Annotated in this window: 10 protein-coding genes and 1 pseudogene; 8 read left to right on the plus strand and 3 right to left on the minus strand. The window is 69.6% G+C overall.

Annotated elements, in window-relative coordinates:
• Nucleotides 1-196: pseudogene (locus tag FNH08_RS26945) on the minus strand (hypothetical protein); the annotation flags it as partial.
• Between the two features lie 140 nt (nt 197-336).
• On the opposite strand from FNH08_RS26945, the gene mtnA reads away from it, so the two are divergent.
• From mtnA to FNH08_RS26980, 7 genes are all read left to right on the plus strand, one after another.
• Nucleotides 337-1,482: an S-methyl-5-thioribose-1-phosphate isomerase gene (mtnA, locus tag FNH08_RS26950; protein ID WP_152774121.1), complete on the plus strand. Its 1,146-nt coding sequence runs from the start codon at nt 337-339 to the stop codon at nt 1,480-1,482.
• An 8-nt stretch (nt 1,483-1,490) separates the two neighbouring features.
• Entirely contained in the window at nt 1,491-2,180 is a 690-nt protein-coding gene (gene mtrA, locus FNH08_RS26955) for a two-component system response regulator MtrA (protein ID WP_194238626.1), read from the plus strand.
• 1 nt (nt 2,181) lies between these two features.
• Nucleotides 2,182-4,245, plus strand: coding sequence for an MtrAB system histidine kinase MtrB (gene mtrB, locus FNH08_RS26960; protein ID WP_152774123.1), 2,064 nt, complete (start codon nt 2,182-2,184; stop codon nt 4,243-4,245).
• The gene (locus FNH08_RS26965; RefSeq protein WP_322725468.1) at nt 4,235-6,076 is read left to right on the plus strand and encodes an LpqB family beta-propeller domain-containing protein; all 1,842 of its coding nucleotides are present in this window, start codon (nt 4,235-4,237) and stop codon (nt 6,074-6,076) included. The genes mtrB and FNH08_RS26965 overlap by 11 nt, the downstream gene beginning before the upstream one ends.
• Before the next feature lie 141 nt (nt 6,077-6,217).
• Complete coding sequence (locus FNH08_RS26970; RefSeq protein WP_152774124.1) at nt 6,218-7,072, plus strand: ComF family protein; 855 nt, start codon at nt 6,218-6,220, stop codon at nt 7,070-7,072.
• Nucleotides 7,073-7,399: 327 nt separating this feature from the next.
• A complete protein-coding gene (hpf, locus tag FNH08_RS26975; RefSeq protein WP_407704456.1) occupies nt 7,400-8,095 on the plus strand; it encodes a ribosome hibernation-promoting factor, HPF/YfiA family in 696 nt (231 codons plus the stop codon).
• A 210-nt stretch (nt 8,096-8,305) separates the two neighbouring features.
• Complete coding sequence (locus FNH08_RS26980) at nt 8,306-9,052, plus strand: response regulator (protein WP_152774125.1); 747 nt, start codon at nt 8,306-8,308, stop codon at nt 9,050-9,052.
• Nucleotides 9,053-9,090: 38 nt separating this feature from the next.
• On the opposite strand, the gene FNH08_RS26985 is transcribed toward FNH08_RS26980, so the two are convergent.
• Nucleotides 9,091-10,293 carry a winged helix-turn-helix domain-containing protein gene (locus FNH08_RS26985; RefSeq protein WP_152774126.1) on the minus strand — a complete coding sequence of 401 codons (1,203 nt, stop codon included), beginning with the start codon at nt 10,291-10,293 and terminating at the stop codon, nt 9,091-9,093.
• A 49-nt stretch (nt 10,294-10,342) separates the two neighbouring features.
• Nucleotides 10,343-10,921: a GNAT family N-acetyltransferase gene (locus tag FNH08_RS26990; protein WP_152774127.1), complete on the minus strand. Its 579-nt coding sequence runs from the start codon at nt 10,919-10,921 to the stop codon at nt 10,343-10,345.
• A gap of 344 nt (nt 10,922-11,265) precedes the next feature.
• On the opposite strand from FNH08_RS26990, the gene secA reads away from it, so the two are divergent.
• Nucleotides 11,266-14,082: a preprotein translocase subunit SecA gene (gene secA / locus FNH08_RS26995; RefSeq protein ID WP_322725470.1), complete on the plus strand. Its 2,817-nt coding sequence runs from the start codon at nt 11,266-11,268 to the stop codon at nt 14,080-14,082.
• Nucleotides 14,083-14,181 lie beyond the last annotated feature (99 nt).

The raw sequence follows: 14,181 nt of genomic DNA on the forward strand, positions 1-14,181 counted from the left end.
GGCCTGGGCCCTGCGGGCTCGGAGCGGACCACTGGCCGGGCGGGGGCTGCTCCTTGGACCACTTCGACGGCGGCTCCGACGGGTTCGCGCCGCCCTGGTCCAGCTGTTCCGGGGGCTGCGCGGCGCCGGAGCCGGCCGGTCCCTGGCCGTCCGAGGGGGCGGATCCGGGCGAGGCCCAGCCCGGAGTGTCGTTCATCGTCGCTCCTTCACGGTGCCCGTCCGCGGTCGCGGTGGCAGGTTGGCGCCCATCGTGCCACGGTGCGTCCGCCAAGTGACCAGGGGTGGTATGGGCTACGCACCTTCAATTGTCCGCCTGGTAGGGGGCAGACTGGGCGGATGGCTGATCAGCAGGCGCAATCCAGCGACGACAACCGGCCGACGGAGATCCCCGCGATCCGTTGGGACGAGCCACCCGAAGGCCCTGTTCTGCTCCTTCTCGACCAGACACGCCTGCCGGCCGAGGAGGTCGAGCTGGTGTGCACGGACGCGCCCGCGCTGGTGGAGGCCATCCGTACCCTCGCGGTCCGCGGTGCGCCGCTGCTGGGGATCGCCGGGGCGTACGGCGTCGCGCTCGCCGCCGCGCGCGGGTTCGACGTGGAGGAGGCGGCCGCCGGGCTCGCGGGTGCTCGGCCCACCGCGGTGAACCTCGCCGTCGGCGTGCGTCGGGCCCGGGACGCGTACCGGGCGGCGCTCGTCCAGGGCGGCGACCAGAAGCAGGGCGCCGAGGCGGCGCTCACCGCGGCGCGGGCACTGCACCGGGAGGACGCCGAGGCGAGTGCCCGCATGGCCGCGCACGGGCTGGCGCTGCTCGACGAGTTGCTGCCGGGCGGCGGGCACCGGGTGCTCACGCACTGCAACACCGGTTCGCTGGTGTCGGGCGGGGAGGGCACGGCGTTCGCGGTGGCCCTCGCGGCGCACCGGGAGGGGCGGCTGCGCAGGCTGTGGGTGGACGAGACGCGGCCGTTGCTGCAGGGTGCCCGCCTGACGGCGTACGAGGCCGCGCGCAGTGGGATGGCGTACACGCTGCTCACGGACAATGCGGCGGGTTCGCTGTTCGCGGCCGGGGACGTGGACGCGGTGCTGGTCGGGGCCGACCGGATCGCGGCCGACGGCTCGGTGGCGAACAAGGTGGGGACGTATCCGCTCGCGGTGCTGGCCCGGTACCACCATGTGCCGTTCATCGTGGTGGCACCGGTGACGACGGTGGATCCGGACACCCCGGACGGAGCGTCCATCGAAGTGGAGCAGCGAGCGGGGTACGAGGTCACGGAGATCGCGGCACCTCAGGCGCCGGTCGCGGGAGCGGAAGCGGGAGGAGGGATTCCGGTGGCACCCCTGGGGACCCAGGCGTACAACCCGGCGTTCGACGTGACGCCGCCGGAGCTGGTGACGGCAATCGTCACCGAGGAGGGCGCCGTGTCGCCCGTGACGGCCGAGGCGCTCGGCGAGCTGTGTGACAGGCCACGCCAGGTAACGACTTAGTTAATGGGATGATGTCATTCATGAAGGGACGAGTCCTTGTCGTCGACGACGACACCGCACTGGCCGAGATGCTCGGCATCGTGCTGCGTGGTGAAGGTTTTGAGCCGTCTTTCGTAGCCGACGGCGACAAGGCGCTGGCCGCATTCCGGGAGAGCAAGCCCGATCTGGTGCTGCTCGACCTGATGCTGCCCGGCCGGGACGGAATCGAGGTGTGCCGCCTGATCAGGGCGGAGTCCGGTGTGCCGATCGTGATGCTCACGGCCAAGAGCGACACGGTGGACGTGGTGGTCGGGCTGGAGTCCGGCGCCGACGACTACATCGTGAAGCCGTTCAAGCCGAAGGAACTCGTGGCGCGCATCCGGGCGCGGCTGCGACGGTCGGAGGAGCCGGCGCCCGAGCAGCTCGCCATCGGTGACCTCGTCATCGATGTGGCCGGTCACTCCGTGAAGCGGGACGGGCAGTCGATAGCGCTGACGCCGCTGGAGTTCGACCTGCTGGTGGCGCTGGCCCGCAAGCCGTGGCAGGTGTTCACGCGCGAGGTCCTGCTGGAGCAGGTCTGGGGCTACCGTCACGCGGCGGACACCCGTCTGGTCAACGTCCATGTGCAGAGGCTGCGGTCAAAGGTCGAGAGGGACCCGGAGCGGCCGGAGATCGTGGTGACCGTCCGTGGCGTCGGGTACAAGGCGGGACCGAGCTGACATGACCGGAGACAGTGCCGCTTCGGCGCCCGGTCAGCCGGGGACCCGCCCGGGGCGGCCTGTCGGCCGGAAGACGGCGGGGTCCGGCTGGGGGCGCCTTCTCGACGGCGGACTGCTGCAGGGGGGCATCCAGGGCAGCCCGGTTCTGCGCCTGTTCATGCGCTGGGTGCGCCGTCCGCTGTTGCCCGTGATGCGGCTGTGGCGGCGCAACATCCAGCTCAGGGTCGTCGTGACGACCCTGCTGATGTCGCTCGGCGTGGTCCTGCTGCTGGGCTTCGTCGTCATCGGACAGGTGCGCAACGGACTGCTGGACGCCAAGGTCAAGGCGTCGCAGAGCCAGGCCACGGGCGGCTTCACGGCCGCCGGGCAGAAGGCCGACAGCGCGGCGACCGCGGCCGGGAACGACAGCCCGGACCCGGACGGCGACTCGGTGAAGAACGTCAGTGAATGGATGAGCAGCCTCGTGGAGTCACTCTCCAGTGGCGGCCAGGGCGCGTTCGACGTCGTGACGCTCAGCAGCAGCGGAGCCGGTGACGCTCGCGGCTTCGGTCCCCGCGCCTCCGGCGGGGTGGAGCCGACCCTCAGCGTGCCCGAGGACCTGCGCGACCGTGTCGACGACGGCGCGGGCGCGGCGCAGAGCTACACACGCATCGTCTACGAGGCCGGCACCGGCAAGGAGTCCCAGCCCGCGCTGGTCATCGGCAAGCAGGTCAACGACCCGTACGGCAACCCGTACGAGCTGTACTACCTCTTCCCGCTCTCCCAGGAGGAGAAGTCGCTGAGCCTGGTCAAGGGGACGCTGGCGACGGCGGGACTGTTCGTCGTCGTGCTCCTCGGGGCCATCGCCTGGCTCGTGGTGCGCCAGGTCGTCACGCCCGTACGGATGGCGGCCGGGATCGCCGAGCGGCTGTCCGCGGGGCGCCTCCAGGAACGTATGAAGGTCACCGGTGAGGACGACATCGCGCGGCTCGGTGAGGCATTCAACAAGATGGCGCAGAACCTCCAGCTGAAGATCCAGCAGTTGGAGGACCTGTCGCGGATGCAGCGGCGGTTCGTCTCCGACGTGTCGCACGAGTTGCGCACCCCGCTGACCACCGTCCGGATGGCCGCGGACGTCATCCATGAGGCACGCGTCGACTTCGATCCGGTGACCGCGCGGTCGGCGGAGCTGCTCGCCGACCAGCTGGACCGGTTCGAGTCGCTGCTCGCGGACCTGCTGGAGATCAGCCGGTTCGACGCGGGTGCGGCGGCTCTGGAGGCCGAGCCGATCGACCTCAGGGAGGTCGTGAGGCGGGTCGTCAGTGGGGCCGAGCCGCTCGCCGAGCGCAAGGGCACCCAGATACGGGTCGTCGGCGACCAGCAGCCCATCGTGGCCGAGGCCGACGCCCGGCGCGTGGAGCGGGTGCTGCGCAACCTCGTCGTCAACGCCGTGGAGCACGGCGAGGGCAAGGACGTCGTGGTCAGGCTGGCCTCGGCGGGCGGCGCGGTGGCCGTCGCGGTACGCGACTACGGGGTGGGACTCAAGCCGGGGGAGGCGACCCGGGTCTTCAGCCGCTTCTGGCGGGCGGACCCGGCACGCGCGCGTACCACCGGGGGTACGGGTCTGGGGCTGTCCATCGCCCTGGAGGACGCGCGGCTGCACGGTGGCTGGCTGCAGGCGTGGGGCGAACCGGGCGGTGGTTCGCAGTTCCGGCTGACGCTGCCGCGGACCGCGGACGAGCCGCTGCGTGGATCGCCGATACCTCTCGAGCCCAAGGACTCGCGGCGTAATCAGGGGCTGAACGAGGCCGGTCTGCCCCTGGGGGGCAGCAGCAAGCTCGCCACCGTCCCGGTACAGGCATCCGGGGAGAACGTGCAGGTGAGGGCGCCCATAGGGCTGAGGCCGACCGGGGCGACGCCCACCGTGGACCCGACGGCGTTGCCCGGTGACGGGGCGCGCGTGGTGTCCCGGCCCTCCGGGGCCGCGGGTCGGCCCGCGGGCGACGAAGCGGGGGAGAACGAGGAGCCGCCGTCGCAGGGCGGTGCGGAGCGGTACGAGCAGGGGGAGGCATTCCGTGGGCGCTGACCGCGAGGGGAGCGGCCGTCGGCGTCGAACGCGTGTCGGGGCGTACGTCGGCTGTGGTGCCGTACTGCTGTCCGGGTGCGCCTCGATGCCGGACAACGGGGATCTGCGGGGTGTCGAGTCCACACCGCGGCAGGACGCGCAGGTACGGGTCTACGCGCTGCCGCCGCGTGAGGACGCCCGGCCCTCGGAGATCGTGCAGGGCTTCCTGGAGGCCCTCACCAGCGACGACCCGAACTACGAGACGGCCCGTATGTACCTGGCCGGCAAGGCGGTCTCGGACTGGCAGCCGAACGCGTCCACCACGGTCCTCGCCGAGGGGCCGAACGCGCTGGTCGAGCCGTCGGGGACCAGGGAGGACGACGGCGACTTCCTCTACCGGCTGACGGGCCACGAGGTCGCCCGGGTGGACGCGCAGCACGCTTACGAACCCGCCGACGAGAGCTACAACCAGACCGTGCACCTCACTCAGGTGAAGGGCGCGAAGGGCACCAAGCAGTGGCGCATCGACCGGCTGCCTCCGGGTGTGGTGATGGGCAAGTCGGACTTCCAGCGCACCTACGTGTCCGTGAACAAGTACTACTTCACGTCGTCCGCGCGGTCAGGGCAGTTGGGTACGGTGGCCGATCCGGTGTACGTGCGCCGGGAGGTGGATCCGGTGACGCAGATGGTCCGGGCGCTCCTGAAGGGCCCGACCCGTTGGCTGAACCCGGTGGCACGGACGAGTTTCCCCTCGGGCGCCGCCCTGAAGAAGGGCGTCAAGTCACTCACGCCCGACGACCAGAACAAGCTGGTCGTGCCGCTGAACGGCAAGGCCGACCATGTCGGGCAGGGAAAGTGCACCGAGATGGCGGCGCAGCTGCTATTCACGCTCCGGGATCTGATGCCCACGGGTGTGGACGAGGTGGAGCTGCAGCGGTCGGACCGTACGCAGCTGTGTGTCCTCGACGAGAGCGGGGCCGACATCGTCGCCTCGCGCGGCGTGGGCAGGGCCACAGCGTACGAGTACTTCATCGACGGTGAGGGCCGGCTCGTCCGGATGCTCGGCAGCGGTGCCGACCGGGAGCCCGAGCCCGTGCCCGGTGCCCTGGGCTCCGGCGACACAGCGTTCCGGTCGGCCGCGGTGGAGCGCGACGAGGACCGGGCGGCCGGGGTGTCGAAGGACGGCAGCAAGATGTACGTCGGGTCGCTCGCGTCGGGTGATTCGCTGGGCGGCCCGGTGGTGCGCAGCGAGGGCCAGAAGGAGGACGACCGGCTGACGACACCCAGCTGGGACGGACGGGGCGATCTGTGGGTCGCCGACCGCGATCCGAAGAACCCGCGGCTGCTGATGCTGCCGGACGGCTCGGGCGAGCCGCTGGAGGTCCCGACACCGCCGGAGCTCGACGGGCGCGTAGAGGCGGTGCGGGTGGCCGCTGACGGCGTACGGATCGCGCTGATCGTGGAGAAGGGCGGGAAGCGGGCGCTGTACATAGGGCGGATCGAGCGGGAATCCGACTCGAGTGGTGACCCGTCCGTGTCGGTCGTCGCGCTGCGGTCCGCGACACCGCAGCTGGAGGAGGTCACGGCCATGTCGTGGGCCGGGGACAGCCGGCTCGTGGTGGTCGGGCGGGAGTCCCGCGGTGTGCAGCAGATGCGGTACGTGCAGGTCGACGGCTCCATGCCGGACGGCCCGCAGCCCGCGTCGCTCACCGGAGTGAAGGAGATCGCTGCCTCCGAGGACGAGCAGCTGCCGCTGGTGGCGCATTCGGAGGACGGAATCGTACGGCTGTCGTCCGGCTCGCAGTGGCAGAAGGTGGTCAGCGAGGGGTCGGCGCCGGTTTATCCGGGGTAGCGGCGGCCGTCCGCCCTACGGGCCTGTGCGGCGGTGGGGGTCGCTCGTGTGAGGGACGGCTCGGGGCCGTGGCCGCGAGTTGTCCACAGGTGGTTTTCCACAGGGGTGGCCGGGTCGCGCCGACATTGGCACAGTGTGGGCATGCGGGGTTGGTGGCAGGACCTCACCGATCTGGTGCTGCCGGCCGAGTGCGGAGGCTGCGGACGGACGCGCACGGTGCTCTGCCCGGAGTGCCGTGCCGCCCTGAGCGGGGCCGCACCGTGCCGGGTGCGACCGGTGCCGGAGCCGCCGGGGCTGCCCGTGGTGCACGCGGCGGCTCCGTACGAGGACGAGGTACGGGCGGTCCTCCTCGCCCACAAGGAACGGGGCGTGCTGGCGCTCGCGGCACCTCTCGGAGCGGCCTTGGCAGGGGCCGTACGGGCGGGGCTGCGCGACGCGGGAGGCCTGCGGGAGTGCGTACTGCTCGTGCCCGTGCCGTCGGCGCGCGCGTCGGTGCGGGCACGTGGGCACGACCCGGCGCGGCGGATCGCGCTCGCCGCCGCTGGGGAGCTGCGGCGCTCGGGGGTGCCGTCCCGGGTGGTCGGCGTGCTGAGGCAGCGTCGGGCCGTGGCCGACCAGTCGGGCCTCGGTTCGCGGCAGCGGCTGCGCAATCTCGCGGGCGCCCTGGAGGTGGCCGACGGGGGAGGCCGGTTGCTGGCGGGAGGCAGGGTCGTCCTCGTCGACGACCTGATGACGACGGGCGCCTCGCTGACGGAGGCCGCGCGGGCCGTGCGGTCAGCTCTGGACGAAACGTCTGTGTACGGCGGCGTGGCATGGGAAGGAAGAGCGAAACGGATCGCAGGCGCGACTGCGGCGACCGGAGTGAGGTCGATGCGGCCGGCTGCGAGGGAGGTGGTGGACCGTACCCGAGCAGTGCGGGGAAAGGCGGCCGTGAACAGTGCCGGATACATGATCCGTGCGGCCGTGGTCGCCGCTTCACCGGAATCTTTCCAATAAACCGGAACTGAGAGAGAACTTGCGTCGTTGCAGGTAACGACAGGGTCAAATCACCTGAACGGAGGTACGTCGCGGTAGAGGGTGACGACATCCGTCCGGGCGAGATATGTTCGGTTGTGAGGGAAAGGCGGTAGCCGTTCCTCGCATATCCGAATGCCGTGCTGCGGGTTTCTTCAATCACCCGCGACGACGGGGTGGAGATCTCGTCCACGGGGGAGGAGGAGGTGGAAGTCACCAAGTCCGAGGCTCCGGGACGTACCGGAGCCTGGTGATGCACAAGGGAGATGCTCCGCACTGGAGCGGAGCGATCCGGGAACGGAGTTCTGCGTGGACATCGTCGTCAAGGGCCGCAAGACCGAGGTGCCCGAGCGGTTCCGCAAGCACGTGGCCGAGAAGCTGAAGCTGGAGAAGATCCAGAAGCTCGACGGCAAGGTGATCAGCCTCGACGTCGAGGTGTCCAAGGAGCCCAACCCCCGGCAGGCCGACCGATCGGATCGGGTGGAGATCACGCTCCACTCCCGCGGCCCGGTGATCCGGGCGGAAGCAGCGGCAAGCGATCCGTATGCGGCGCTCGACCTGGCGGCGGACAAGCTGGAAGCCCGGCTTCGCAGGCAGCACGACAAGCGTTTCACGCGGCGTGGACACCGACGGCTCACGGCAGCCGAGGTCCCCGACCACGTTCCGGGCGTGGCGACGCTGAACGGGAACGGCAAGGCCGTCCACGAGGAAGAGCCGCCGGACGGCGTCCCGACCAAGAAGATCGGCTCGCTGGAGGTCAAGGGTGAAGGCCCCCTCGTCGTCCGCGAGAAGACCCATGTCGCGTCCCCGATGACGCTCGACCAGGCGCTCTACGAGATGGAGCTTGTCGGGCACGACTTCTATCTGTTCGTCGACTCCGAGACCAAGGAACCCAGCGTCGTCTACCGGCGGCACGCCTACGACTACGGCGTCATCCACCTCAGCACTGACCCGATGGTGACCGAAGGGCGATCGGCTGCCGCGGGTGGTGCGCTCGGCGGCTGACCTCGCCGGGTGACAACCGATCCGGTGCCCCTGGAGCGCGCTTGTGCGCCCCCAGGGGCACCCGTGTGCGACCACTCGATGTACCGCTCTGTCACCGCTCTGCAGTCCAGGCATGAAATCATGGCTGAACCGGCCCCAACCGGTGGGCTGTTGCCTTTTGGTTGGCGATGGCACAGAAACACAGGCCACGGCCTTCTAGGGGGAGGAACGATGGCGGACAGCTTCGGACCGATGCGTCACGAGGATGCCGACGACGGCGTCGTCGGCATGGGCTCGGAGGCGGGCTCCCCACGCAAGGAGCCCATCCGGGTGCTCGTCGTGGACGATCACGCGCTCTTCCGCCGCGGCCTGGAGATCGTGCTCGCGGCCGAGGAGGACATCCAGGTCGTCGGTGAGGCCGGTGACGGCGCGGAGGCGGTCGACAAGGCGGCCGACCTGCTGCCCGACATCGTGCTGATGGATGTACGGATGCCCAAGCGCGGCGGGATCGAGGCATGCACCTCCATCAAGGAGGTGGCCCCCAGCGCGAAGATCATCATGCTGACGATCAGCGACGAGGAGGCCGACCTCTACGACGCGATCAAGGCGGGCGCGACGGGCTATCTCCTCAAGGAGATCTCCACGGACGAGGTGGCCACGGCCATTCGCGCGGTCGCCGACGGGCAGTCGCAGATCAGCCCCTCCATGGCGTCGAAACTGCTCACCGAGTTCAAGTCCATGATCCAGCGGACCGATGAGCGCCGGCTCGTGCCGGCGCCGCGTTTGACGGACCGGGAGCTCGAGGTGCTCAAGCTCGTGGCCACGGGAATGAACAACCGTGATATCGCCAAGGAGTTGTTCATCTCCGAGAACACGGTGAAGAACCACGTGCGCAACATCCTGGAGAAACTGCAGCTGCACTCCAGGATGGAGGCCGTGGTGTATGCGATGCGGGAGAAGATCCTCGAGATCCGTTAGGACTTCGGGCTCGGCCAGGAGTATGGACTCGGTGAGGATCAGGCGAGGGCGCGGACCAGTTCCCTGGTGAGAGGCTCGCGCAGTTCCGGGTTGTCCACCCGCTCCACGCGTACGTCCGTGCAGTCCACCCAGCTTGCCGCCTCCCGCAGGGCCTGGGCCACCGCGGGAACCGCCTTGGGGCTGTGGAGGTTTATCTGCCTGGCGACCAGGGTGCTGCCGTCGCGCGCGGGGTCGACACGGCCGACGAGGTGGCCTCCGGCGAGGACCGGCATCGCGAAGTAGCCGTACACACGCTTCTGTTTGGGGACGTACGCCTCCAGGCGGTGGGTGAAGCCGAAGATGCGTTCCGTCCTGGCCCGCTCCCAGATCAGGGAGTCGAAGGGGGACAGGAGCGTCGTACGGTGGCGGCCGCGCGGCGCTGTCTCCAGGGCCGCCGGGTCGGCCCAGGCGGGCTTGCCCCAGCCCGCGACCGTCACCGGGACCAGGCCCGAGTCCGCGATCACCGCGTCGACCTGCTCGGCCTTGAGGCGGTGGTAGTCGGCGATGTCCGCGCGCGTGCCGACACCCAGGGCCTGGCCGGCGAGGCGGACCAGGCGGCGCAGGCACTCGGTGTCGTCCAGCTCGTCGTGCAGCAGCTCGTCCGGGATCGCGCGCTCGGCGAGGTCGTACACCCGCTTCCAGCCGCGGCGTTCGACGCAGACCACCTCGCCGTACATCAGGGCCCGTTCCACGGCGACCTTCTCGCCGGACCAGTCCCACCACTCGCTGGTCCGCTTCGCGCCGCCCAACTCCGTGGCCGTCAGGGGGCCCTCGGCACGGAGCTGCTTGATGACGCGGTCGTACGCGCCGTCCGGGAGTGCGTGGTTCCAGTGCGGGCGGGCGCGGTAGCCGCGGCGGCGGAAGGCGAAGTGGGGCCACTCCTCGACGGGGAGGATGCAGGCGGCGTGCGACCAGTACTCGAAGGCGTGCGGCCGTGCCGAGGGCGCGGCGGCGGGTGCGGTCGACCAGTACGCCCCGTCCACCGTCCTGCGGCCCACGGCGCCGAGGCGGGCGTACGGGATGAGCTCGTGAGAGCGGGCCAGGACCGAGATGGTGTCGAGCTGAACCGCGCCCAGATGCCGCAGCACGCCCCGCACACCGCCCTTGCGGTCGGGGGCGCCCAGGAAGCCCTGAGCCCGCAGGGCCAGGCGGCGGGCCTCGTCGGCGGAGAGTTCAACGGTGGGGCGCGGCAGGGTCGTCATGCTCCCGCACGATAGGGGGTGCCACTGACAACGCGGCCTGAGCCTGGGCTCAGGAGGACTGCGGCCGGCCCGGCAGGTACGGGGCCGTGGACGGTAGGTCCAGGTCTGAGGGGAGGAGGGAGCCCACCCAGCAGTCGCGGCGTACGCCCTTGTTGTCGATCGCGGAGCGGAGGATGCCCTCGATGGTGAAGCCCGCCTTCTCGGCCACCGCGCGGGATGCCGCGTTGCCGACCTCGGCGCGCCACTCCACGCGGTCGATCGCCACCGAGGTGAAGGCCCAGCGGGATACGGCGAGGGTGGCCTCGGTGATGTAGCCGTTGCCGCGGTGTTCCTTCGTCGCCCAGAAGCCGATCTCCCCCGTGCCCAGGGAGCGCATGGTGATGCCGAGCATGCCCGCCAGCTCCCCGGAGGGGAGGAAGACGCCGAACGTGTACGTCGAGGAGTCCGCCCAGCCATCCGGCGCCATCTGACCGACGAACTGTTCCGCGTGCTCGCGCAGGTACGGCGACGGGATCACGGTCCAGCGCTGGATCTCGGGGTCCTGCGCGGCCGCGTACACCGCGTCGGTGTCGTGCGGGCCCACCGTGCGCAGGAGCAGCCGGTCGGTGGTCAGGGTGACGGGGTCCATCAGGTGATTCTGGCTCGGTGGAGCGGAAGGGCGCCATCCTTTTGGACACCGGGATGGCGGGTGTCGGGCCTGGTCGGGCAGTGTCTGATCAGGCGGGCGCCGTTTTTTGGAGCGTGTCGTTCGCGGTGCGTGACGGGCTGATCACAATTCACGTATTCCGTGGGCGGAACGCGGCACCATCCGTCTCGCATGTCCGTTGTCCTAGTGGCTGTCACGGCCAGACCTCCCGGCACGGCGGGGTCCTCGCTTACGATGGCCGTTGCTCAACTGGTATTGAAGCTGTCATTGAACCTGTCCATGGAAACCGACCGTCCCAGGCCCGACCGGCAAGGAGACAAACCCCCGTGTCCGTCCTCTCGAAGATCATGCGTGCAGGCGAAGGCAAGATCCTGCGCAAGCTGCACCGCATCGCGGACCAGGTCAACTCCATCGAAGAGGATTTCGTCGACCTCTCCGACGCCGAGCTGCGGGCCCTCACCGATGAGTACAAGCAGCGCTACGCCGACGGTGAGAGTCTGGACGACCTGCTGCCCGAGGCCTTCGCCACCGTGCGCGAGGCTGCCAAGCGCGTCCTCGGCCAGCGCCACTACGACGTGCAGATGATGGGTGGCGCCGCGCTCCACCTCGGCTATGTCGCCGAGATGAAGACCGGTGAGGGCAAGACGCTGGTGGGCACGCTGCCGGCGTATCTGAACGCCCTGTCCGGAGACGGCGTCCACCTCATCACGGTCAACGACTACCTGGCCGAGCGCGACTCCGAGATGATGGGCCGCGTCCACAAGTTCCTGGGCCTGACCGTCGGCTGCATCCTCGCCAACATGACGCCGGCCCAGCGCCGCGAACAGTACGGCTGCGACATCACGTACGGCACGAACAACGAGTTCGGCTTCGACTACCTCCGCGACAACATGGCCTGGTCGAAGGACGAGCTCGTCCAGCGCGGCCACAACTTCGCGATCGTCGACGAGGTCGACTCCATCCTCGTCGACGAGGCCCGTACGCCGCTGATCATCTCCGGCCCGGCCGACCAGGCGACCAAGTGGTACGGCGACTTCGCCAAGCTGGTCACGCGCCTCAAGCGCGGCGAGGCGGGCAACCCGCTGAAGGGCATGGAGGAGACCGGCGACTACGACGTCGACGAGAAGAAGCGCACCGTCGCCATCCATGAGTCCGGCGTCAGCAAGGTCGAGGACTGGCTGGGCATCGACAACCTCTACGAGTCGGTGAACACGCCGCTGGTGGGCTACCTGAACAACGCCATCAAGGCGAAGGAGCTCTTCAAGAAGGACAAGGACTACGTCGTCATCGACGGCGAGGTCATGATCGTCGACGAGCACACGGGCCGTATCCTCGCCGGCCGCCGCTACAACGAGGGCATGCACCAGGCGATCGAGGCGAAGGAAGGGGTGGACATCAAGGACGAGAACCAGACGCTCGCCACGATCACCCTGCAGAACTTCTTCCGCCTCTACGGCAAGCTCTCCGGCATGACCGGTACGGCGATGACCGAGGCCGCCGAGTTCCACCAGATCTACAAGCTCGGCGTCGTCCCGATCCCGACCAACAAGCCGATGGTCCGCCAGGACCAGTCGGACCTGATCTACCGCACCGAGGTCGCCAAGTTCGACGCGGTGGTCGACGACATCGCCGAGAAGCACGAGAAGGGCCAGCCGATCCTCGTCGGTACGACGTCGGTCGAGAAGTCCGAGTACCTCTCGCAGCAGCTCTCCAAGCGCGGCATCCAGCACGAGGTGCTGAACGCCAAGCAGCACGACCGGGAGGCGACGATCGTCGCCCAGGCCGGCCGCAAGGGCGCTGTGACGGTGGCCACGAACATGGCCGGTCGTGGTACGGACATCAAGCTCGGCGGCAACCCCGACGACCTCGCCGAGGCGGAGCTGCGCCAGCGCGGCCTCGACCCCGAGGAGCACATCGAGGAGTGGGCGCACGCCCTGCCCGCCGCTCTGGAGAAGGCCGAGCGCGCGGTCAAGGCGGAGTTCGAGGAGGTCAAGGAGCTCGGCGGGCTCTACGTGCTGGGCACCGAGCGGCACGAGTCGCGCCGTATCGACAACCAGCTGCGCGGTCGTTCCGGCCGTCAGGGTGACCCCGGTGAGTCGCGGTTCTATCTGTCGCTGGGTGACGACCTGATGCGGCTGTTCAAGGCGCAGATGGTCGAGCGCGTGATGTCGATGGCGAACGTCCCGGACGACGTGCCGATCGAGAACAAGATGGTCACGCGCGCGATCGCCTCCGCCCAGTCGCAGGTCGAACAGCAGAACTTCGAGACCCGTAAGAACGTCCTGAAGTACGACGAGGTCCTCAACCGCCAGCGCGAGGTCATCTACGGCGAGCGGCGCCGCGTCCTCGAGGGCGAGGATCTGGACGAGCAGATCAAGCACTTCATGGACGACACGATCGACGCCTACATCCAGGCCGAGACCGCCGAGGGCTTCGCCGAGGAGTGGGACCTCGACCGGCTGTGGGGCGCGTTCAAGCAGCTCTACCAGGTCAAGGTGACCGTCGACGAGCTGGAGGAGGCGGCCGGAGACCGGGCCGGGCTGACTGCCGAGTTCATCGCCGAGTCCATCCAGGACGACATTCACGAGCAGTACGCGGCGCGTGAGGCGCAGCTCGGCTCCGAGATCATGCGCGAGCTGGAGCGTCGGGTGGTCCTTTCGGTCCTGGACCGCAAGTGGCGTGAGCACCTCTACGAGATGGACTACCTCCAGGAGGGCATCGGCCTGCGCGCGATGGCGCAGAAGGACCCGCTGGTGGAGTACCAGCGCGAGGGCTTCGACATGTTCCAGGCCATGATGGAGGGCATCAAGGAGGAGTCCGTCGGCTACCTGTTCAACCTGGAGGTCCAGGTCGAGCAGCAGGTCGAGGAGGTCCCGGTCGAGGACGAGAAGCCGTCGCTGGAGAAGAAGGAGGACGCGGTGCCGGCCCAGGCGGGTGCCCGTCCGGAGATCCGCGCCAAGGGCCTGGAGGCCCCGCAGCGCCGGGATCGCCTGCACTTCTCCGCGCCGACCGTGGACGGTGAGGGTGGTGTCGTCGAGGGCGACTTCGCCAACGATGACGAGCCTGTCCGTTCCGAGGCCGATGGCCTTACGCGTGCGGAGCGTCGTAAGCAGGCCAAGGGTGGGCGGCGCCGCAAGAAGTGAGAACGGCGGGGTGAAGGGCCGGGCACCTCCGGGTGCCCGGCCTTTTGGCTGCCCGGGGGCAGTCCCAGTTTTTTTCGCCCCCGCCGCCCCTACCCGTCC

The sequence above is a fragment of the Streptomyces spongiae genome, from assembly GCF_009377185.1.
Taxonomy (GTDB): Bacteria; Actinomycetota; Actinomycetes; order Streptomycetales; family Streptomycetaceae; genus Streptomyces; species Streptomyces spongiae.

Bases quoted from the DNA above. Each gene is read 5' to 3' on its own strand.
- FNH08_RS26970 (WP_152774124.1), top strand. From the start codon at position 6,218: ATGCGGGGTTGGTGGCAGGACCTCACCGATCTGGTGCTGCCGGCCGAG.
- FNH08_RS26980 (WP_152774125.1), top strand. From the start codon at position 8,306: ATGGCGGACAGCTTCGGACCGATGCGTCACGAGGATGCCGACGACGGC.
- FNH08_RS26990 (WP_152774127.1), bottom strand. From the start codon at position 10,921: ATGGACCCCGTCACCCTGACCACCGACCGGCTGCTCCTGCGCACGGTG.
- mtrB (WP_152774123.1), top strand. From the start codon at position 2,182: ATGACCGGAGACAGTGCCGCTTCGGCGCCCGGTCAGCCGGGGACCCGC.
- FNH08_RS26985 (WP_152774126.1), bottom strand. From the start codon at position 10,293: ATGACGACCCTGCCGCGCCCCACCGTTGAACTCTCCGCCGACGAGGCC.
- mtrA (WP_194238626.1), top strand. From the start codon at position 1,491: ATGATGTCATTCATGAAGGGACGAGTCCTTGTCGTCGACGACGACACC.
- mtnA (WP_152774121.1), top strand. From the start codon at position 337: ATGGCTGATCAGCAGGCGCAATCCAGCGACGACAACCGGCCGACGGAG.